Source organism: Chitinophaga pinensis DSM 2588 (genome assembly GCF_000024005.1).
Taxonomy (GTDB): Bacteria; Bacteroidota; Bacteroidia; order Chitinophagales; family Chitinophagaceae; genus Chitinophaga; species Chitinophaga pinensis.
In genome coordinates, this window is the sequence record NC_013132.1 from 5,617,889 (window position 1) to 5,638,521 (window position 20,633).

A 20,633-nucleotide genomic window follows, 5' to 3' on the forward strand; every position below is an offset into this window, starting at 1 on the left:
GGATGAAATAAACTATTCCACCACCAGCTTCTTTGTGTCAATCTTTATATCAGAGATTGTCTTTATGAAATAAATACCAGGCACGAGCTTGTCCGTAGCCAGCTGGATACGCTGCTCCCCTGCCGGCATCTGCTGACGTACCGTCTTCACCAGCACACCGTTTGCATTGTATATTGTTATCAATACATTGGTTGCTGTTGGCAGCCTGTAATACAACGTAGCCTGTTCCCTGGCCGGATTCGGATAGATACGCAGACCAGCCTTCGTTACTTTCACTTCCGTTGCAGCTGCTGCCACATATGCCTGTCTTGCAGCCGTCGTAGTACCCCATCTGAACGTTTCCCAGCCGCCAATGGCAGTACGGTTCCAGTTCATAGCTTGTGTGCCGTTTTCAGAAGACATATACAGCCCCTTCCCACTTTGCAGGGCTACTGTATTGCTGCTCAGGCTTATCCAGTTAAAACAGGTGGAACTATCCAGGGCAGTACCTGTACAGAATACCGGGTTGCCTGCTTTTACATACAGCCCGTTATTGCCCTTCAGTGCAACCGTATTGTTGCCTGCGTCTACTACTTCAAATTTCTCCCATGGTCCCAGACCTGTACGGTTACAGTTCATCGCCTGCGTTCCATTCTCAGAACATACCAGCAAGGTATCGTGATACAGGTAGATAATGCTGCCTACCGGTGCAGGAGAAGGATTCGTTACGGTTGTATCCTGTGCATCTTCAATGATAATATCATCAAAACAGGCGGTGAAAGTACCTGTCTGTGAGGCATTATCATAAGCGATACTGATACCGGTGATCTCATCGCCTATCAGCTCTCCCTTCCCTATCTGGCAACTGAATTTCGACCAGCCCCCCACAGTACCTCTGGCCACATTCGGATGCATCACACTGCCGTTATTGTCTTTATAAGCACTCAGGTTATGCAGTACCTTGCCTGATTTAAACGTCAGGTCTACTGAAGTATTACGTCCCTGATTGTTAACGGTATATTTCCAGAAACTCAATTGCATATTGGCTTTTACGGTAATTTTAGTTTCCGCGATCTTATAATAATAACTGGAAGCACCATTCGCAGTACCATTAATTTTCACGGTGTATACGCCGCTTTTAGAAAATGCAGGTGTATTCTCTATTGCTACACTGGTATTACTTACGCCGGTTGACGACAACAATGCGTTCTTATAAAAACAGGCATCAATCGGTGATACGATATTCTGCGGCACCTCATTGATGATACAGCTCGCCACCCTGCTTTCAAAGCTGTTCCTGTAATAAACAGGACCCAGTGAATGTGGAATCGGTACATCCGCAGGCGTACCTGTACTGGTCAGTAAACGGGCCGCCTGTCCTGCGAGTCGCAGGTAAAAGTCCGACGAGGTCCATATCCCATCCATCGACAAAGTACCAAAGTACTGGTCCGTAGGAATATCGAAATAATCGACTGCCGAACTGATAATATTAGTAGATTCCTCAAACTCGTCAAGCATGGCGAAATACATGGATTTCACGCCAACGCTTTTAATGTTACGGGCTTGTTTCCACAGGAATTTTCCGCCCAGTCTGCGGGTATCATTAGGATAACCATGTACATGTTGCGACCACGCACTACCCGGGAATATAACAGGATAGAAGCCCATACCATTCTGATCGCAATATTGCTTGTCAGGGATCAGGGATTCCGTACGGAAATTGTCTGCACCGGTCGTATCGTTATACACCCCCACTGTCCAGGGAGAGATCATGTTGTAAGCCTTGTACACATCTTCAAAGTCAGTACGGGAACCGCCATTACGTAAACGCCAGTCCCGCGGCACACCTGCAATCACATAACAACCACGGTCTTTAAAGAACTGCGCCAGTTCCAGCGCCTGTATTCTGTCAACCAGGATCGTGGAATATCCCAGCCCCCACAACTCAACGACCGGCTTACCATTTACTGTCGCATAAGCGCCTGATTTCGTCAGTTCATAGATCTGTTCCATCTGGTACACCCAATCGCGTTTTATACCCTCCACAAGATCAACTGAGTTCACTTCTCCATTATTCTGATCGGGCATACAGTACATCACATAAAACAACCTCCCGTTTGCTTCGCAGGCATTTTTGATATTAACGTAGTAATCGTCTGTTGAAGTATATTTTATGTTTCTGCCGACAGGTGCATTACGTTGTATTGCCACGCCGTCAAATCCCGTCCTTTGCAGCAATGCCATCTGCACATCAATCACGCCTTTGTCTGTAGAATTATACAGCCTGGCTGGCTTGCCATTGCCCAGATTGGCAAAATTAGTAGCGTACATAGGAACGTTGGGATTGTTCTCATAATCAGCCAGGTTCGGGAACGTTTCCGTGTTATGGTTGCCTCTGCCTGCGGCAGGAACTTTGTCGTAAGACCAATGACTCCAGTCCTCCGGTTTCGGGCCTGCTTCATGCCATAACTGGTAACCGGCAAAAGATTTACCGACGAATTCGGAACCTGGGTTGTTAGGTCTGGCAGGAATAGGTTCTGCTGAGGGATTCAGCGAACCCACATACATGGTAATGTCTTTGATATAGGTATCTTCGGAACCATAGCCAAGGCGGATATCGCCACCATAACCCATACTACCGTCCAGTCCTGCATCTTCCAGGAATACCAGACGGGTGATCCATTTACCGGTATTGGACTTCTTAAAATCGGCGCCACCCCAGTTAGTGCCTGCACGGGTGTAATTGAGCCAGACAAAGTTCATGCTGTTGTCATAATAGGTAATAGACAGGATGACCTTTTTTGCAGTGGAAGGAACTGCTGTGCGTTCAGCTCGGACGTACATAAATTTTCCGGCAGGGATCTTTCGGCAAGGCACACCATCGATCGTGGCGATTTCTGTGTAACCTTCGCCTGCAGCGTTTGTTTCCAGACCGAGTGTCAGGCTGCCGGATTGTATAGGATTCGTGTATCTGATCCACGCGGATGCTGCCGGCAGGGTGATATTACCTGCTTTTAATATGCACGCCGATAGCAGGCATGCAAATAGTAATAGAGAGTGTTTCATATATAGCTTTTAAGTGGGAAAAGACGGCAGACATAAGGAGTTGACGGGTTTCATAGCAGCAATAGCTGACTGTCAACGGTACGGGTCGAGGGCACAGGTTTTCATTCCAGGTTTTTAACAAGATGGTTCCGGACGTAAATATACAATTCTAAAATAAAGAAGCGATACTTACCGTCAGGACATATTTCCAAGCGCAGTATTTCTTTCAGATTTCAGATACGCAATATAGGCCGGGAGGGTATCTAAGGTAGGGAAATCGGACGCCGCCATCCCTTTCGGCAGTTCTCTTACCAGATAAACATTGATATTTTCTGCGAATGATTTTTCTCCGAGAAGACTTTGCAGCAAAATAAAAACCGCATCATCCAGGTTCTCATTCTGCTTTAGATATTCATAGTCGTCAATATGTACAACTACGTCCAGTTTTGCCGGGTATTCCGGATCTTCTACTGCGGAAAACCACATATCTTCTGCGGATAATTCCAGGTCTGCATATTCAATACGGGCACTCTCCGGATCGGCTTGTATCAATGCGGTAAATCTCCAGCGTTCGAGTTCAGGCGCCTGTGTTACCAGGTATTCTGCATCATCAAAAAAAGACTCATCGCAATTGGCAGTGATGACCAGTTCGCCGCCATTCAATTCGTCAACACGCATTTCAAAATACAGGCTGGTGCAATAAAGGTGGAGTTTCTCTGTCAGCTCGTCAAACAGGGCCACAATTTCGTCCTGTTCCATCTCTCTGAAAAAGCGGAAATCGTCGTTTCTTTCTGCGAACCATTTCCAGAACTTGGCAGCGTCATTACTTCTAAGCATATTTCTCATTTTATAGCTACAGGTAGCCGGGGTAACAATCTGTTTACTAACCGCAATTTAGTTTTTTTTGTTATTTTAGAATCAGACACAAACGTAAATTAATGCCCGACGTTCATACTATCCGGATTCCATTGAGCAACACCCGTCTTCTACTCGTACTCGTCCTTTGTAGCATCTCTTTACTGCTGATCGGTTTCAGCCTGACACAAAATGACAGCAGTTTTCTGCCAATAGCCATTATTTATCTAAAAAACATGGGAGTATTGCTTTTTGGCACATCGGCCCTGTTAGTTGTAGTGAGATTATTTCGTCCAACCTACGGACTCTTTATCACAGCAGCAGGTATTACGGACAAATCCAGCCTGGCTGGCAGCGCCCCGATCAGATGAGAAGAGATCATTAACGTGGAAAAAAAGAAAATATGGGGGCAGCCCCTCCTGACGATCTACTGAAAGATCCGCAGGAATATATCTCGCGTGAACAAAAATCCGCTGAGACGGCTGATCATACGACGCAATCTGAACCACTATGGTTCTCTGGCACAAATTGCCTTAGACAATGTAAGATCCAGCCCGGATGAATTATTGCATCTAATCTTATTAAGGCTGGATACTCACCGGATTATTTAGCTGTCACAACGAGAATGGAGTTCATGTCTCCTTCGTGTGTCTTTGGATTACGAGGGTCAGACAGCCAGACGCCGTCTATGACAAACTTATACTGATAAGTACCCGGGGCCAGCCGTAATGCCGCTTCCCAGGCGCCGTTCTTCCAGCGCATAGGTACTTCCAGGTCATTCCAGCCGTTAAATGTCCCGGCCAGACTTACCAGTTTCGCACCTGGGAAATCACCCAGTCTGAAAAACGTCAATGAGCTGTCGGCAGCTACCGGTGGCTCCACAAATGTGCTGTCCAGCTTCAGGGCCATTTGTTTATAATTTGTCTTTGCCGGTTTCAGGGTGGCAGCCTTTGTATACCATTGCTCCGCTTCTTTCGGACGACCGCTTCTCAGTGCCGCCTCCGCCAGTCCGGCATATGCATCCACGGAATCAGGGTAAGTCTGAGTATTCAGGCGGAACAGCTGTTCTGCTAACTCCGGACGACGATTCTCCAGTAAACGATATGCCACCCAGTTCATTTTAGATTCCGGTAAGGCAGCCGTATCCTGTATACTACCTTTCATAAAAGGAGCCATCGCTGTTGTGAAAGGTTCATGCAGCAGGTCATTCAGCAGCGCTATATGCCTGATATCGGGATCTTCATTTGTTACCCAGGCAATAGCGGGTTGTGCTCCGCCAAAAAAGAGTTGCAGAATATCGCCTGCAATCGTCAATCCTGCGGCACTATTGGCAAAGTAGACCAATCCCTCCTTCTTCTCCGGATAACCAATCAGAAACGCCTTAAAAGTGCCATTATCGCCCCATTGCCAGAAGGCAGGACCCGCAGCTGTTTCCTGCCGGCCAACACCCAGGCTCCAGGAAAGGGTCGTTTTACCCTGTTCTACCTGACTATGGGCCTGTGGCTGCAACATGGTCTTAAAGGTCGCCGGCTTCAGTCCTTTCTTATCCAGCAGTGCACAAAGCAGTTTTGCATAGCTGTCCGCCGTTGTATGCAGTGAAGCGGCTGTATTTACTTTATCGGGCGTCCAGCGTCCTGAAGTCGTACCGGTTTCTGTATGGGGCCATGCATAGTTCTGATCAAACTCATTCTTCCAGATAAAACCGCTCCGTTCCATACCCAGGGGCTGTAAAACAGTTTCTTCTAACCAGGGTTCGAGTTCCTTTCCGGTGATATGTTCCACAACTTTCCCCAACCACACGAATCCTTCCCCGGAATAATTCCAGCGCTCACCAGGATTATATTTGAATTTCAGGGTATCTCCGTTCCGCCAGTTGGGTAATCCGCTTGTATGGCTCAGCACTTCTCTGGCTGTCACCTTTGCGGCACGGGCATCGTATTGCAGATCGGGATAGCTGTAATAGGAAGACAAAGGCTTGTCAAGATCCAGCTTGCCCTGTTCCACCAGGTGCATCACACCATAGGCAAAAGCGACCTTCGTGAGTGAAGCCGCCTGAAAAACAGTCTGTGTGTCTACTTTTCCACCCGTGTCATTACTCCGGGTACCGAGATAATAGGTCTGCGCGACCTTTCCATTTTTCACATAAGCCAGTGAAAGACCCGGCACATGGGCACGGGTCATTAATGCCTGCAGCGCAGCTGTCTGGTCCTGGGCCTGGCACAAAGAGGACGATGCCACCAGGGCGGCGGTGCATAAAAGTGTCTTACTCATTGTTGGTTTATTAAAAGACGACCGGGTGCGTGAAATGTTGCATCAATATCCTGTTCTTCTTTACCCGTCACCCAATATAGTATAATAAATACTGCCTTGCATAAAAAAGCCATGAGGCATGCATAGCATCCCTCGTGGCTAAAAACCAAACTGATATTTGTCTATATTTTTATCCTGTATACAGTATAAGGAGAGGTACGTTTGTCAACGCCATTATTATATTCAGGTTGTTTCTGGATCTGGGAACAACTGATGTATAAATAGCCATCTGCTATAGAATAGCTATCAGGCCAGATCAATCTGTCATCTTTGACAAGTGTCGTCATCCGCAGCGCACTATCCAGTTTAACGATCCGGTATCCCTGGAGATCTCCCATGTAAAGGTTGCCTTTTTCATCGAAGATCATTCCGTCGGTTGTTGTAAAATGTCCCAGGTCCTCCACCTGCGATTCCAGATCCATAGCCGTCATACCTGGGTTACGCAGATGTTCTGTTTTAATGCGGTAAAGCTTATCATCCGATAATGGCTTATAATACAACCAGTTCCCATCAGGTGTCAATGCAATACCGTCCGAATTGAATTTGGCAGGTTTACCATCTTTCATCAGCTCCCGGCCATCAATAATGAATTTATAAGAAGGATCAGAAATCGTGGAATAGTGCGCCTGCAATACACGACGCATTTGTCCGTCAGCCAGGTTCACCACAATAATGCCCCCTCCTTTCGATTCAGTCAGGTAAGCATATTGTCTTTCCACGTCAACACGTACATCGTTGACATAGGAAGTATCAGCCAGGATAGGCGTAAAAGAATAAGTACGTGCGATTGTATTCGACTGCTTATCCATCCTCACCAGCTTGGCGCCATTTCCCTGGATCGTTTCCAATTTCGGAGCTGCCGGGTCTAATATCCAGAGCGTTCCTGCTTTGTCAAAATAAACAGATTGCACACACACCCATTTATTAAGACCTGATAATCCATGGCTCCATTGATTCGTTGCTACATCAGGATAAGGCGTCTTTCCGGTTTTGCCATTCGTTATGACAACGGCGTATTGATAAATATCAGACCAGCGTGGATAATTCACCAGCAAACGCCCGTTCTCTTCTTTCGCTACACCTGTCAGTTGATAGGTATTGTCCTCAAACATCAGCTCCAGCTTACGTTCTCCGTGATCATCATCTTTGGAACAGGCGATCATCCCCGTCATAGTAACAGCCAGCACAGCGGCAATAAAGTTGTTTTTCATAAAGATGTTTTAGGCTAACTGTGCAAAACATTGTGCCAGGTGGAGTCTGTAGGTCAAAAGCATTCACTATGTTGTTGGGTGTACACGCAGCTTAAAAAGCAGTGTAGCAATTATTCCCGCAAACAGCAAACACGACATCAAGAAAAAAGGACCGCGAAAGCAGTCCTTTTGTTCTTCTTCTTAACTATAAAAACCAAAACAAGATTACACTTTGTTTACCAGCAGGAAGACCATCAAGAAAAACGCCAGTCCGCCTACCGGATACCATACCCATTTGTCAGCCAGGCGATACCTGCGTTTTGCTACCCATGCGCCCAATATAGCGCCGGTCAGCAAACCGGTAATCGTCCATAAGACTTCAAATGGAATAACATCTCCCGCATACAGTAGCCTGCGCAGAAAGATGAAAAAGTTCATAGTGAGAATGAGTATAGGCTTTGTTATGATAATAATCAAAATGAATATCCCGACGGCAACCCAGCCGCCAGTGTTCTTTTTGGGTGAAGTTGTATCAGTCATTCGCATGCGTTTTATATTTCCGGCGGATGTACCGGATCGAAAGAAATAATCCTGCGCCCAACATAACGAGTAGCAGCAGATAAGCAATACTCACCGGTTCCACGTATTTCCAGGGCAACCCCCAGGGCAGATACTGCCGCATCGCCATGTAAAAGGAAGCAGCCTGAAATGCGCCAGCCAGCCAACCAATCACCAGAAAGAAAGCGGCGGACATACCGCCCCATTTCAGTAATTCAATGATATAGGCTTTCTGCGGAAACACCACAGAGACAGCCACCGGTATGCGCAGGTCCTGGTAGACAGAACTTATTACTATCTGAAAATCATAACGTGTATCCTTCTGCAACTGCACAGGATCGATGGTCAGTTTGATATCCGTCTGTTTGTTGTCTACCAGTCCATAGAACTTGACCGTCGTCCGGTCCAGACTGACACCTGGAATAGCAGGTTCCAGCCGCAGACTTGCCTTTACAAATCCGTCAGTGGATAGTTGTAAACGAAGGTTTGATTCAATCACATGACTGGCTTCTGAATTGATAAAAGACAATTCCTTTGGCGCAGCTACGATAACAGGCAAAGTAGCTGTTTCGTCCACCAGGTTGATAAATGCCTGTACAGACGCCAGCTTTCTTTCCTCGTCGTTATAAAAACCGGAGTCCGAAATAGCGGTATTCTGCTGATCAATACCTTTACACCACGGCTCTTGTCCCAGTTTCTCCAGCCAGACATGCAGTTCTCTATGGTCAATGGCCTGGAAAATATCTTTCCAGACGGCCCCACTGGTTCTGGCGACAGTCACCAGGTGTGTCGGTGAATCATATCGCTGTCCGTTGAGATAGAAAGGATATTGCGGATTAACCGTATACAGGAGTTCCAGGAAGCCGTTTTTACCCAAGTTTGAGGGTAAGTGTCCGGCGAGCGCTGTTTGCGCCTCCTGCTGCCAGATATGTATGTATCCTTTGGAATAAACATCGTGTAACTGGCCAAGCAGCTCATACGACTGACAGGCTTCCGTCATCAGATCTGCCAGCGTTTTATACATAGCCCCTCTGAAGCGGAAAGGCAGTTCATTATAGAGACGATAGATAATGGTGAGGTAGCGTTTCTCCACATCCTTTATATCGTCAAAGATCTTTTCAAAAGGCTGTGTACGGGCCGCACTTCTTGTCAGCAACATAATAGTCGGCGGCAGATACAGTTTGTTCTGGATCAGCTGCAAGGTATCTTCCCGTTTGCTGAAACATACTTCTCCCAGTTGTTCCAGTGTGATGACCTCTACGCCGCACCATTCGACTACCTGCTGCTTTTTATAAATGTCCCATGCATCGTCCGTCATCCAGGGATCCCGGAAAGAACCTGTATCAGGCGCAGGATGCAGTCTCGGACTAAAAGGATTAGGTTGATTACTGATGATATGAATGATATATGCAATCGCTTCGCCAGCCGACAAGTCGTCCTTTACTTTTTCCACGATGGGACGGGCATGTTCATTAAAAAACCGGCCCTGTGAAAAAGAAGAACTATTGATCACCTGATCTTCGATCAGTTTGTAGGGACGCCAGTCTGTACTTTCATACACACGTCCTACTACTGCCGCCAGTTCTCCGGTATCATATCCCAGATCCCTGCCTGCACTGATCAGTTCAGGATGCTGATTGATATTGATATCCAGGTTATTCCTGACCAGCAGCTTTCTGATATATTCTTCCAGTTCGTCTGGTGTTCTCATAATAACAATTTTTACAGCACTAATTGAAGCGGATCTTTGCCGGATGACGAATCATCCATTTGTCACCACTCAGGACCAGTTCACCCGGTTTATCCGTTACAATCACGCTGTCAGCTACAGGAAAAGCCTCATACTGACACGTCTTACCAAAGAAGAAGGAGGCATTGGACAAGGCATAGCGCTGCGCCTGTCTGTTATTGCTGACGCGGAACGCGCCAGTAGCCGGAGAAGTGATTGTAATCTCAAAAATGGTCTCATTATCATCTTTATCCAGCAATTCCTCAGCAGAAAAACCATCGATTTTATCTGCGTAGCGCGCATATTTTACAATAGGTACAAACTCCTTTGACACATTGATTGCAGGCGGTGGTGTTTCAGCCGGCGTATCCCGGGCTTCCCTGACTTTCTGCTGATACTGTTTACGTTCAGTAGCCTGGCTTTCCTCCAGTTTGATGAATTTATCCTGTGCCTCGCGTAACTTGTTATCCAGGGCTTTTACATCTTCCCACAACTTATTTTTCTCGGCTTCAAGTGCGGTAGCCTTGTCCTTTTGCTTCTCAAATAGTTTCTTCAGGTCCTCTTTCTTCTTCTTCTCCTTCAACAGCGCAGCATAAAAATATAATGCCAGTAATATGCCCAGAATTGTGCCCCCAATAAAGACCCAGGGGAGTTTTTCAGTTTCATTTCTAATGGATATCGCTGTCAGATCGTCTGCTGATTCTTCTGCCGGTGCCTCTGCTGCCGGAGCTGCCCCTACCTGACGGGCGTCACTTTGACGAGCAGTTGGAGGTGTCGTTGTCATAACCGGTTCCTGGGTATCCGGTATCGGAGCTGGCGGCGTGGTAACATTGCCGGCGATAATATCTGCTACTGCTTTCTGATATTCTTTAAACCCAGGTAACTTCCGGCGGTTTTCTCTCCGGGCATTTCCGGTAGAAATATTATTCAGCACAGTCTCACTGAATTTTATCATCTCAGCCTTATCAGGGCCGACTTCAATTTTCACCCATTTGTCAATCAGGCTATCGACCTTGGTCATTTTTACGGCAAACTTCTTAAGGGCCTCATAATTAGCACACCCATCACAGGTATTTACAGTGATACCTTTGAAACTTACCGTATCAGTGGACAAAAACTCCACTGTACGTTTGATAATATTAAACTTCATTGTACTGACAGGACCATGCGGGGTCTGTGCCAACACTATGCTACAAATAAACAGGGGTAGGATGAATAAGTATCTCTTCATGTCAGGCGGATTTTTTAGCAACAATTTGTTTAGACAATCTGTACAAGGACTCTTTGAATGCAAAGAAGAAAAGTGATTGCGGCAGCGGCTCTTCCTTATCGCGTGAACGCAGGTCATTCAGTACCTTCCTGTAACTATCATAGATCAGCCCTTCTCCATTATCGATATCACCGTTCCAGCGCAGCAGTTCATACGTTTCTTTGAGATTTTTGATATTGAACTCACCCAGGAAATCGATCACAACACGGTTGTTCAGGGTTTTCTCCAGGAAATTATTGAGATTTTCCAACACGGCTACATTCAATGGACTGGCAATATTCTGTACATCGAGCAGCTGGAAAGCACCTTTTTCTGTCGTTCTCACTTTCTCTGCAAAAGCAGCTTCTTTCAGCGGATTAAAGCCGGGATGTACAAACTCCGCCAGACTACTATACCGCTCCGTTTCTGACTTATCGGCCCTTGCATATAGGATAGAACCATTGGCAGTCACCTCCTTGGGATTGGCGTTTAATATCACCTCAAATGAACGCTGTAACTGCTTGTCGGAATAAGTATTGATCAGCAGGCGCGTGAATTCTGCCAGCTCTTCTTTACCTCCGCCGCACAACAGGGAAATATACTGGCTTCCCTTCCCGGTAAAAGACAGATATCTTGGTAATGGATATCCTTTCAGTTCCATAATCTCTATGATATGATAGACGATAGCGCTATAGTGTAAATACAGCACCGTCAGCATATCCGGCCGGCCAGTAGCGATAGAATCACTGAAACGGAACTCCTGATCATATCTGAATAATAAGCTGACCAGGTCATCTGAACGCAGGGTGCCATCTTCTTTTGCTTTCGTCAGAAACCGCGCCTCATTTGGTGGATAGATATTATTGGCACGCTGGTATTCAAAGTAATTGGTGATAAATCCATTATCTTTCAACTTGCCATTAAATCCGCTTCCCCATAGGTCATTTCCTGCAAAACGGAAAGACGTACTGATATACTTGTCGCTCCGCTGACCGGATGACTCCATGAACATCATCACGTCTGTCGTACCGCCACCGATATCCACGTTGACAATATTGGCCATATCGTGCAGGGCATTTTCAGTTTTGGTCAGGAAGAAATAAGGCGCTACAGACTCCGGTATAGCAGGCAATAACAGCGCTCCACTCCCATCAAAAACCTCATTGAAAGCAGCCTCCATCAGATTCCTCAGTTTCAGTTTGTTACCCTTATTCATACTCGATGGCAACGACCAGCCCAATTGCATCTTACCCAGATCGCCATTGTTCAATACCGTTTTTATCTTGATCTGTGCAAACAACTGTTTCAGAAAGAACTTCACTCTGTTCTTATTCGCATGGCCATCATTATTTTCCAATAGCCATTTCAGATTGGTCGTGTAAATCACATCTCCCTGGGTTTCCTCCTGATCAATGTAATAACCGATATTAATATGGCTAAAAAGATCGTATTTAGAATCGTCTTCTTTCGCAAAACTGCTAATTTCACAGGTGGCAGTCTTAAAAGGGAAAGAAACAGGACTACGCCCCTTCTCCGTGATGACGGCCGGCAGGAATTCGCGTCTTAAAGTCTGGTCTATTGCCGGGAACTGTCCATAAAAAGCAAAACGTACACCCGGATGCGAATCATTACCCGGTGCATTCAGGAGTACCATCTGCTGATCTGCCTCCTCAATCGTAAAAGGCTGCGGCAACTCGGTGGCATTATCCATATAGGACACATGCGTATTAGAGGTACCAAAATCTATCGCAAAGGTGTAAGCCTTATGCTGGTTCAGACTGATGATCCTGTTCTCAAAATCAGGGATAATCAGGCCCTCACAGTTAATACCGGAAAGGTCTTTATAAGACAATTCGATATAATCGAAGGAGTCTTTTAATTTGTAGTATTTGGAACTGGCCGTTGCTCCTCCTTTATCAAAAACAGACCTCGGCAGCATCTTCTGCGGCAGTTCATTGCGGGCATGACTAAGCGTATTGTAGGTATAGAAATGCAGGGATACGCGTTCCGGTCCCTCCTGCTCTATACGGTTAGCCAGCAGGACATCATAATTCTTTAAAGCCTTTAACGCGGGCGCATCGCTTTCCACCTTGTAGAAAGGATAAATACCAAGCCCCATACGACACTCTACAATCGTTCCTTTGGGTTTGGCATACTCCTTTACAAAAAGGATCTCTTTAGCGCCTTTCTTATTTTTGATCGGTATTTTCAGCGTCACCTTTACCACCCCACTCGTCACGGTAATAGTCAGCGCATTCTTCAGATCCGAAAAGGTAAAGAAGTTGAAATACGCTTTCTTGATGGGAAGCAGGTATTTGAAATCACCCCGGAAACCAGAGAAAAACCTGTTATTATTTATATTGAAAGGAACTTCCAGCAGGTAATCCTCCAGCAGATCTTCTGTAGTGATAAAAGGATAGCTCACAGCGGTACCACTACCCTGTGGCAATTTACGTTCATACAGCGGTATGGAACGATGATACAGATCACGGATGATCGTACTGGGATTCCAGGGTATGTTTTGTTCCAGATAGTCCCCGCTGATGTTCATTCCATTGATCAGTACCAGTGGCGGATAGACCTGTACTTCCTCATTCTTTTCGTTGAACTGCCTGTTGTATTTGTCAACAGTCGCATTGATGATAAAGTCGCTGTATTTCTGTACTTTTTCCTGCTCCTTTCCTTCTTTCAGACGATGATAATGCAATCCACCGATAGTCAGGTGTTTGTTATCAATATTCGTCATAATCGTACTGTATTCGTCATCCAGCACAGCAGACGGACTGATGATCCTGTCCTGCTGTAAAAGATGCGAAAAACGCTTACTGCCGGCAACTGCCTTATTAATATATTTCCTCAAACCAGCTGCTTTCCTGAAGGCTTCCGGTTGCTGTCTGCATAATGTGAAGAGATAAGTCACAAACTCTTCATCCCGCAGGTGCAAGGCACGGGTATCCTTATCAAAAAAGACGTCTCCGTCAGCACTCTGTGGGATATTGATGATGGCACCGTCCCTGATCTTACGGCTCCAGTTAGGACTGGTAAAGAACAGGGTTAAGGGAGAAGTCCCGCCCAGCAACGTATTCTCATAAAAAATAAGAAAAATGCTGCCGGTGTTGGTGAAGGCGCCGTTGTCTTTATCAAAGAAGATCTGTTCCAGGGACTTACCCAGCAGGTAATTTGGATGTTTCTCCCCTTTTTGCTTCAGCTTGTCTATGTTCTCCGTTACCAGCCATTCCTTGAACCAGATCTTTTTACCAGGACCGATATCCTCCGGACGACTGCTGAAAATAAGCTGCAGGACATCCAGGCAGTCGGATACCAGCTGGTGGTAGATGGTGTTGCCTTCAAGACTGATATTATCAGCAGCGAGGATATTAAAAGCCGTGTCAAACAGCTCCATTCTCGCGAGTGGAGAAGGAATAGCGGTGCCTGCCTTGGAAGATCCCTTGGAGGCCGTAATATTCTCTACTTCAAAACTTTCGGTATTGATACCGGTACTGGGCGTCCAGCATTTAATTTCGTTAGGGTTATATCCCTTATATTTTCTAAAGATATGCGGCGTCATAATAGCTCAATTTAGTTCATGGATGGCAGGGATTCCAGTTTAGAAAAACACTCGGCGGCTACCCTGTTCATCAGCTTCAGGAAACGTTTCTCCTTTTCTGTGTCGGGGATGCTTTTCTTCAGTTCGTCTTCGATCACGCCAAACTTAGTTTTCAAAAACGACTCTGTGATACCGCCATTCTTTACGATACCGAGAATCTTCACCACTTCAATGGGTTTCCCTCTTACCATGGAATTGAAGTCAAGGTCTTCCCCTACGTTGAAAGGCTGAAATTTGCGCTCATTGTCCATCATTTCTTTCAGCCAGGACATATAATGTTCGCGGAAGAAGGTATTCAGGTGCTGAAAGAAGATATCATTCTTCATTCTCGTTCCCAGTTCCAGCTCCTTGTAGAAAGATTCATTGCTGAACCGTGGAATCACTTCCAGAAATAGCTTTTTTGCATATGTAAACAGGGTCAGCGGCTCCATGATGGTCGACCTTGTTTTATCGAAGAAATGACGCACATCTATGACCTGGTCTTCCTGTTTAATACCGAAGTCGTAATACTCCGTTTTATCACGTGCGTTAAACGAATCATCTGACCTGTTCACAAAATCGACGATTGCCGTAGCGCCCAATAGTTCGAGCAGATGGGCATTGTTCTTCTGTTCTTCTCCTCCCTCCTTGTTTTCGTATTGTTTCAGGGGATGGTCCCATAGCTGGTAAAAACAGTTGATCTTTCCCTTCAGGTATTTGGAGTAATAGGTCAGGGCTGCCTCTGTTTTAGAGTCAAAACGGTCAGAGTTAATCGCGCTCTTTTTATCATCCGATACCTTGTAATACGGCATCACGGTCAGTGCGCCAAATACATTATTCCGCAGGCGTTCTTCTTCCTGCAAAAGTCTGACCAGTTGTGGAAAACCGGAAGATCCGGTACCACCGAAAATGGAACTGATGATAAAGATCCTGTCATGCTCCCCAATGCTTTTCATGACAAACTTGAACTCCTTGGTGGAGGCCAGATTGTTAAATACCACACAGCCGATATTGGGATTGCCTTTGAAGCCCATATCCAGGCGCAGATTCAGTTCTGTATGGCTATAGTCCGGGTGACCGGCAGGCGTGTTATCATACAGCGCCTCCAGGAAGTCCATATTGATATCCCCGACCAGTTCTTCGTCAGGATCGATGTATTTGATGAAAGAGGTCTCCAGGTTGTCAAACTGTAACTGGAAAGAGTCTTCCAGTCGCTCTGTAGTCCCGCTTTCCGGTTTGATGGAACTCAGGGTATTCAGGTTGGCGTTGAAGAAACCTTCGCGGGTATCTTCACGGTCACCATAACCTTTTGTACGGATCAGTTTATACGACTCAAGCGCTTTCAAAGTACGGGAGGTATCCGCATTCTTTGCATCCACATCTATGATGATGGGAATGATTTTATTCGTATTATTCAGCTTCACACCCGATGCCAGCAGCATAGTCAGGGAGCGCAGTACCCTGGCTCCGGTGCCGCCAACACCGAAAACAAATATGTTCCTTGTCATATACGACAGTTTATACAGGTATTAAAATGGAGTTCTTTTAGCGAATATGGACGCGCGTTTAAAAAGCAGCGAAAGGAGTACAAAATAGACCACTGCATACAGGGCATTGATCATGGAGAAAGCGAACATATAAGCGTCCGCATCATCCTCCGTACCGTTTCTCGCCTGACTATAAGCCAGTCCGGAGGCGATCAGGGCCAGTAAGACCATCGTGATCAGCCAGTGTTTCTGTTTATCCCATACAGGTCTCCATCGACCCAGCAGCAGGTAAAATATAAGTGCAAATATGACAGACAAAATAATGGTAAAAAGACCTACGGATGGAAAGATGGTTGTTGCATAGACGGGGTTACTATTCTTACCACCAAGTAGCTCGTACAATAAACTAAACATGACAGATTATTTTTTTATGGGTATGGAAATATCAATATAGTCCTGGTTGTTGTTTTGGTATGCTTCTCTGACACCGTCAATTAAATGTTGCAGTGCAAATGTTTTGCCGTCGATGTCCGTAACTTTTGAATCATCCATGATCGATAAGGCCCTGTAAGAGGTATCATATTGTAAGGGAAGATGAAGCGTAACATTACCCGACTGGTAAACGTTATTGATTCTTAATACAAAGACGTGCGTTCCTTTCTGCACCCCGGCGCGCTCCGACTTCTTGAGTTTTCCGATGTCGATATTCTTTGCGAGGAGGATCTTTTCAATACTATAATCCAGGTTATCGGCCTGCTTCTTCAGATGCTGCCTGAGATAAGTGGTATCTTTTGCATATGCCGGCAAAGAAGACAGGTCTGTCGCGATGGCAAACACACAAGGTTTTTTAGCCGACGCGCTTACGTCTTTAAGACCATCCTCACCTACAGCCCAATCGCCCTCTCTCAGATAATTAAAGAGAATATTCCCTCCTTTTACGGGCTCTCCGAACAGACCAAAATCCATCGCCATCGTGTAAGGTTGCAGGCTTTCCAGGTCATTCAGCTGGTTATTGAAATGCGAAAGCAGTTCCCTGTTGCCAATCACCCACATATAGTAGGGACGGGATACATTCCCCTTTATGGGAATGACTTTATTCTGATAAGTATAATAGTTCCCGACGAAGCTGGAATTAAAACCATATACCATTGCACACATGTGCTTATGCTGCTTGAGATCAAGGAAAGACTTTGTCATGGTCGCCTTCAGTTCCCCTTCGGCATTGTCCCTGTTGATATTTTCATTGCCTTTCTGACGCAGTACCGCGTCCGGGTAAGACAATATACAATCCGACACAAAGATGGAGATATCATTGGAATCAGTATGCTGCGCGATCATTTCAAAGATCTTGTGCATTTCCGAACTTTTGCTCTTTGTAGGATGCCCTGTTGAAATGGCATTAATAAATTGCTGTGTGCTACCACTAAAGGGAACGATAGAATCCGCTATATAATAGTTATGTAGTTTCAGCTTTCCGGAATCTACTTTTCCCTCGATGTTTACCAGCAGGTTAGGAATGCGCTTTCTGAAATCAGTTGAGCCCTGTAAGTAACCGGCCATACTGCCGGATGTTTCCATAAAAAAATTGATTTTAACTATTTTCTTCTTCGCCTGATGTGGTTCATTTTTGCCTTTTGGAGGATCACCGCCACCACAGCCCACAATGATTACGGCAATCAATAACAGCGATAGTAAAGCAATAGCATACTTACTCATGAAGTGGATTTTTAACACAGAAATAGAAGGGGTACCATAAATAAGGGATACACACAAATTGTTCAATAGCAAAAATCACATGATAAAACACCGGGGTTGCTACACAGGAGGTGCTTTTAATGATTTACATGAAATTTCTCTACTGAGATAACGGGCACAATGATAAGGATAAAGGATGTTAAATTAGTTAATGCGCTGTTAAAAGGGGATTTTTCCCCGGTTAATCCCGTGTTAAAAACAATAAGATAAGGTCTGTAAAAAGTGGACTTTTACAACGAATAAATGATACCTATTTTAATGATCAGCAGCCAGTTCCTGTTTCTTCTCCATCAGGTAATTGGTCAGCTGTCTGATCTTCCCGTCCTCCATATGAAACACATCACAAAAGGCTGCCTCCAGCGTGCTGCCGTCTTTTCTTTTTGACAGTACCTTCCCTTCCGCTACCACAATATTGTCCTCCTCAATCAGTCTTGTTACGAAGATCTCCGGATCCGGTTCAAAAGCATCATCCTCCATCTCCCTGTCAAAAGCACCTTTACCTGCCAGCTGGTAAAATCCCGGCATCTCCCAGAGCACATCATCTGTCAGACAGGACATGACCATCTCATGATCTTTTTTCCTGAACCCTTCCATATAACGGGTCACGGTTTGCTTGTTTGTTGTCATATTGCATTTTCTTTTAGTTAATATAATGATTTTCCGTCGCTTAACCATGAGTAGCAAAAGACAGGCCCAGTATTTGTGACAATACGGGCATCACCAAACAAACGCAACACAATGGCATCATCCGATCACATACTGGCTATAGATGTTGGTGGTTCCCATATCAAAGGCACTATCCTCAACAGCAAAGGCGAATGGCAGATGGACTATAAAAGACTGCCTACTCCCAAGGGCGCGAAGCCCAAAGACGTTTTAGAAACGATCAGCGCGCTGGTAAAAGACATGCCGGCTTATGACAAGATCTCCGTCGGTTTTCCCGGTTATGTGCGCAACGGTATTGTATATACCGCCCCCAACCTGGGGAATCCCAACTGGAAGGATATCGACCTTGGTCAACAGATCGCCGACCTGCTTAAGAAACCCGTCCGCCTGGTCAATGATGCAGACCAGCTGGGACTGGGTGTCGTTTCCGGCAAAGGCTATGAACTGGCAGTAACCCTGGGTACGGGGTTCGGTACCGCCCTGCTGATCGACGGTTACCTGTTGCCGCATCTGGAGCTGGCACACCATCCTGTCACCAAAGAGCATGATTACGACGAATACATCGGTAATAAGGCCCTGGAAGAAGAAGGTAAGGAGAAGTGGAACAAGAGGATGGAAAAGGTACTACAGATCCTTAAAACGGTGTTTAATTACGATCGTTTGTATATAGGTGGCGGCAGTGCCGACGAACTGACTTTTCCGCTGGACGATAACATCCATATTTTTACCAACAAGGATGGCATCAAAGGCGGCGCCAGACTATGGGATATGGAAGACAAATATCATATCACGACCAATTATCCGAAATAAGAATTGTCATTTCTTTATTTCCGAAATATAAAAGGGTACTCTTGCGAGTACCCTTTTTGACTAAACAAAACATCAAAGATTGCTCTCATTCTGCGGCAATGGGTACCGCGTCCACACATCATCATCAGGCCTGTCTTTGGGCAGGGTCCCGAGTAAGTTATAGCGTCGCAGGTCAACCCAGCGATGTCCTTCCATAAATAAAGAGTAACGGCGCTGATACAGTAATTCTGTAATCAGGGCAGCAGGTGTGATCCCACCTGCATAAGGCGTCATGTTATGTAGTGACCTGATACGGTTCAGCGCCACAATGGCGTCCGGTAAAGAACCACTCTGTATCTTGGCTTCCGCATAGATCAGGATCAGTTCCTCATTGCGGATAATACTGATCGGTGCGTTCAGCGAACTCCAGATCACCACGTCGCGTGTACCTGTCAGACCATTCTGGCTGATGGGTGAATTACGCAGGGCTGTTTTTGCCAGACGGTCATCACCAGACACGATATTGGCCGCATAAGACGGATGTGACACCCTCACCTCACCATTGGTGTTCGGCGCCAGGTACATCGTATTTGCAATGTCGCCGCCATTGGTAGAAAAGTAATGGAACACGCCTGTATTCAACGCACCGTTCAGATCAAAGAAAGAGCCGTTCAGGGCAGTCAGCGCCTCTCCCCATTCCTTTCTGTAAATATGGACCCTGGCCGCTAATGCACGGTTGAATTTCAACAGTCCCGCCGCATCTTTAAAACCAGCAAATCCATCTGACAAAGGAAACATAACACTTGATCCGGTCAGGTCAGTCTGTCCCTCGTCCAGGAACTTCAGTACGGAATCCAGTACGATTGCCGGATCTGTAATGACAGCGCCGAGAGCCGCACCATTCGGCACGGGAATGCGGGCGCCGCTGGAATCAGTCATATTGATATTCAGCAGCAGCTGATAGCCGATAACGGTTTTCGCAAAACCGGAAAATGCTTTCTTCTGTACGTCTGAAGCTATTTCAGGACGTGCATTCCTGGTGGCATCCAGCAGGATGAAACACTGTCTCATTACCTGGTAACGGGAACCCCACGGATTTGTCAGATAAAAGGTGTTATTGTCCAGTATCCTGCTACCACCGCCTAAAAGGTCAGTTGTATAGCGAGGTTCCGAACCGGAGAAACGATAGATCTCACGGCCTATTACGCCAACGCCGTCGAGATACCCTGCATAGTTGATACGCATCCCTGATTCAATACCGGTTACCAGGTTAAACAGATCGCTCCTGGTAGGATTGCCGGAGATAGTACCTACGACCGGCGTATTCAGACTGTCGATCGGTCCCTTCTGGCAAGCGCCCATCAGGAAGAGTACAAGAGCGGCAGTTATAATTGAGCAATAATTCTTCATATGAAATAATTTTTAACAGATGGAA

The 20,633-nt window shown here is 45.9% G+C and carries 15 protein-coding genes; 2 read left to right on the forward strand and 13 right to left on the reverse strand.

The annotated features are described in order from the left end of the window. Nucleotides 1-12: 12 nt before the first annotated feature. Nucleotides 13-3,045 (reverse strand): T9SS type A sorting domain-containing protein, encoded by a 3,033-nt coding sequence (locus CPIN_RS36910; RefSeq protein ID WP_012792117.1) that lies wholly within the window; start codon nucleotides 3,043-3,045, stop codon nucleotides 13-15. Between the two features lie 174 nt (nucleotides 3,046-3,219). After that, nucleotides 3,220-3,861 carry a hypothetical protein gene (locus tag CPIN_RS22360; RefSeq protein ID WP_012792118.1) on the reverse strand — a complete coding sequence of 214 codons (642 nt, stop codon included), beginning with the start codon at nucleotides 3,859-3,861 and terminating at the stop codon, nucleotides 3,220-3,222. Between the two features lie 101 nt (nucleotides 3,862-3,962). Here CPIN_RS22360 and CPIN_RS22365 point away from each other — a divergent pair, with 101 nt between their 5' ends. Beyond that, nucleotides 3,963-4,250: a hypothetical protein gene (locus CPIN_RS22365; protein WP_012792119.1), complete on the forward strand. Its 288-nt coding sequence runs from the start codon at nucleotides 3,963-3,965 to the stop codon at nucleotides 4,248-4,250. A 232-nt stretch (nucleotides 4,251-4,482) separates the two neighbouring features. Here CPIN_RS22365 and CPIN_RS36915 read toward each other — a convergent pair whose 3' ends face one another. From CPIN_RS36915 to CPIN_RS22415, 10 genes are all read right to left on the reverse strand, one after another. Beyond that, nucleotides 4,483-6,150, reverse strand: coding sequence for a serine hydrolase (locus CPIN_RS36915; protein ID WP_012792121.1), 1,668 nt, complete (start codon nucleotides 6,148-6,150; stop codon nucleotides 4,483-4,485). A 161-nt stretch (nucleotides 6,151-6,311) separates the two neighbouring features. After that, the gene (locus CPIN_RS22375) at nucleotides 6,312-7,400 is read right to left on the reverse strand and encodes an L-dopachrome tautomerase-related protein (RefSeq protein WP_012792122.1); all 1,089 of its coding nucleotides are present in this window, start codon (nucleotides 7,398-7,400) and stop codon (nucleotides 6,312-6,314) included. Between the two features lie 204 nt (nucleotides 7,401-7,604). Further along, nucleotides 7,605-7,817: a hypothetical protein gene (locus CPIN_RS22380; RefSeq protein WP_044219450.1), complete on the reverse strand. Its 213-nt coding sequence runs from the start codon at nucleotides 7,815-7,817 to the stop codon at nucleotides 7,605-7,607. Nucleotides 7,818-7,911: 94 nt separating this feature from the next. Next, the gene (locus CPIN_RS22385; protein WP_012792124.1) at nucleotides 7,912-9,648 is read right to left on the reverse strand and encodes a hypothetical protein; all 1,737 of its coding nucleotides are present in this window, start codon (nucleotides 9,646-9,648) and stop codon (nucleotides 7,912-7,914) included. 19 nt (nucleotides 9,649-9,667) lie between these two features. Next, nucleotides 9,668-10,897 (reverse strand): hypothetical protein, encoded by a 1,230-nt coding sequence (locus CPIN_RS22390; protein ID WP_012792125.1) that lies wholly within the window; start codon nucleotides 10,895-10,897, stop codon nucleotides 9,668-9,670. Nucleotide 10,898: 1 nt separating this feature from the next. Next, complete coding sequence (locus CPIN_RS22395; protein ID WP_012792126.1) at nucleotides 10,899-14,483, reverse strand: hypothetical protein; 3,585 nt, start codon at nucleotides 14,481-14,483, stop codon at nucleotides 10,899-10,901. An 11-nt stretch (nucleotides 14,484-14,494) separates the two neighbouring features. Next, on the reverse strand, nucleotides 14,495-16,009 hold the full coding sequence (locus CPIN_RS22400) for a hypothetical protein (RefSeq protein ID WP_012792127.1): 1,515 nt from the start codon (nucleotides 16,007-16,009) through the stop codon (nucleotides 14,495-14,497). 21 nt (nucleotides 16,010-16,030) lie between these two features. Next, a complete protein-coding gene (locus tag CPIN_RS22405) occupies nucleotides 16,031-16,402 on the reverse strand; it encodes a hypothetical protein (RefSeq protein WP_012792128.1) in 372 nt (123 codons plus the stop codon). Nucleotides 16,403-16,408: 6 nt separating this feature from the next. Then, nucleotides 16,409-17,704: a hypothetical protein gene (locus tag CPIN_RS22410; RefSeq protein WP_012792129.1), complete on the reverse strand. Its 1,296-nt coding sequence runs from the start codon at nucleotides 17,702-17,704 to the stop codon at nucleotides 16,409-16,411. Nucleotides 17,705-17,998: 294 nt separating this feature from the next. Beyond that, nucleotides 17,999-18,370 (reverse strand): nuclear transport factor 2 family protein, encoded by a 372-nt coding sequence (locus CPIN_RS22415; RefSeq protein WP_012792130.1) that lies wholly within the window; start codon nucleotides 18,368-18,370, stop codon nucleotides 17,999-18,001. Between the two features lie 111 nt (nucleotides 18,371-18,481). On the opposite strand from CPIN_RS22415, the gene CPIN_RS22420 reads away from it, so the two are divergent. Continuing rightward, complete coding sequence (locus CPIN_RS22420) at nucleotides 18,482-19,219, forward strand: ROK family protein (protein WP_012792131.1); 738 nt, start codon at nucleotides 18,482-18,484, stop codon at nucleotides 19,217-19,219. 72 nt (nucleotides 19,220-19,291) lie between these two features. On the opposite strand, the gene CPIN_RS22425 is transcribed toward CPIN_RS22420, so the two are convergent. Then, the gene (locus tag CPIN_RS22425; protein ID WP_012792132.1) at nucleotides 19,292-20,608 is read right to left on the reverse strand and encodes a RagB/SusD family nutrient uptake outer membrane protein; all 1,317 of its coding nucleotides are present in this window, start codon (nucleotides 20,606-20,608) and stop codon (nucleotides 19,292-19,294) included. Between the last annotated feature and the right edge of the window lie 25 nt (nucleotides 20,609-20,633).

Bases quoted from the DNA above. Each gene is read 5' to 3' on its own strand.
- CPIN_RS36910 (WP_012792117.1), bottom strand. From the start codon at position 3,045: ATGAAACACTCTCTATTACTATTTGCATGCCTGCTATCGGCGTGCATA.
- CPIN_RS22360 (WP_012792118.1), bottom strand. From the start codon at position 3,861: ATGCTTAGAAGTAATGACGCTGCCAAGTTCTGGAAATGGTTCGCAGAA.
- CPIN_RS22365 (WP_012792119.1), top strand. From the start codon at position 3,963: ATGCCCGACGTTCATACTATCCGGATTCCATTGAGCAACACCCGTCTT.
- CPIN_RS36915 (WP_012792121.1), bottom strand. From the start codon at position 6,150: ATGAGTAAGACACTTTTATGCACCGCCGCCCTGGTGGCATCGTCCTCT.
- CPIN_RS22375 (WP_012792122.1), bottom strand. From the start codon at position 7,400: ATGAAAAACAACTTTATTGCCGCTGTGCTGGCTGTTACTATGACGGGG.
- CPIN_RS22380 (WP_044219450.1), bottom strand. From the start codon at position 7,817: ATGAACTTTTTCATCTTTCTGCGCAGGCTACTGTATGCGGGAGATGTT.
- CPIN_RS22385 (WP_012792124.1), bottom strand. From the start codon at position 9,648: ATGAGAACACCAGACGAACTGGAAGAATATATCAGAAAGCTGCTGGTC.
- CPIN_RS22390 (WP_012792125.1), bottom strand. From the start codon at position 10,897: ATGAAGAGATACTTATTCATCCTACCCCTGTTTATTTGTAGCATAGTG.
- CPIN_RS22395 (WP_012792126.1), bottom strand. From the start codon at position 14,483: ATGACGCCGCATATCTTTAGAAAATATAAGGGATATAACCCTAACGAA.
- CPIN_RS22400 (WP_012792127.1), bottom strand. From the start codon at position 16,009: ATGACAAGGAACATATTTGTTTTCGGTGTTGGCGGCACCGGAGCCAGG.
- CPIN_RS22405 (WP_012792128.1), bottom strand. From the start codon at position 16,402: ATGTTTAGTTTATTGTACGAGCTACTTGGTGGTAAGAATAGTAACCCC.
- CPIN_RS22410 (WP_012792129.1), bottom strand. From the start codon at position 17,704: ATGAGTAAGTATGCTATTGCTTTACTATCGCTGTTATTGATTGCCGTA.
- CPIN_RS22415 (WP_012792130.1), bottom strand. From the start codon at position 18,370: ATGACAACAAACAAGCAAACCGTGACCCGTTATATGGAAGGGTTCAGG.
- CPIN_RS22420 (WP_012792131.1), top strand. From the start codon at position 18,482: ATGGCATCATCCGATCACATACTGGCTATAGATGTTGGTGGTTCCCAT.
- CPIN_RS22425 (WP_012792132.1), bottom strand. From the start codon at position 20,608: ATGAAGAATTATTGCTCAATTATAACTGCCGCTCTTGTACTCTTCCTG.